At 61.8% G+C, this 587-nt stretch carries 1 protein-coding gene; it reads left to right on the top strand.

Annotation, left to right across the window (positions count from 1 at the left end; translation table 11 throughout):
- A partial coding sequence (locus tag DIE15_RS36695; protein WP_148095708.1) for an amino acid ABC transporter ATP-binding protein occupies nucleotides 1-587 on the top strand: 587 nt, incomplete at both ends.

Below are 587 nucleotides of genomic sequence, written 5' to 3'. Positions count from 1 at the left end.
TCGGGCAAGTCGACGCTGATCAAGACCGTCAACGGCCTCGAGCCGTTCCAGCAGGGCGAGATCCTCGTGAACAACCAGTCGGTCGGCGACAGGAAGACGAACCTGTCGAAGCTGCGCTCGAAGGTCGGGATGGTGTTCCAGCATTTCGAGCTGTTCCCGCACCTGTCGATCACCGAGAACCTCACGCTCGCGCAGGTCAAGGTGCTCGGCCGCGGCAAGGACGAGGCGAACGAGAAGGGCATGAAGCTGCTCGATCGCGTCGGCCTGAAGGCGCATGCGCACAAGTTTCCGGGTCAGTTGTCGGGCGGCCAGCAGCAGCGGGTGGCGATCGCGCGCGCGCTATCGATGGACCCGATCGCGATGCTGTTCGACGAACCGACGTCGGCGCTCGATCCGGAAATGATCAACGAAGTGCTCGACGTGATGGTCGAACTCGCGCAGGAAGGGATGACGATGATGGTCGTCACGCACGAAATGGGCTTCGCGAAGAAGGTGGCCCATCGCGTGATCTTCATGGACAAGGGCGCGATCGTCGAGGACGACCGCAAGGACGATTTCTTCTCGAATCCGAAGTCGGATCGCGCGAA

It is taken from the genome of Burkholderia sp. Bp9031 (assembly GCF_003857965.1).
GTDB lineage: Bacteria > Pseudomonadota > Gammaproteobacteria > Burkholderiales > Burkholderiaceae > Burkholderia > Burkholderia ambifaria_A.
This window is presented reverse-complemented; position numbering and strand designations above follow the sequence as displayed.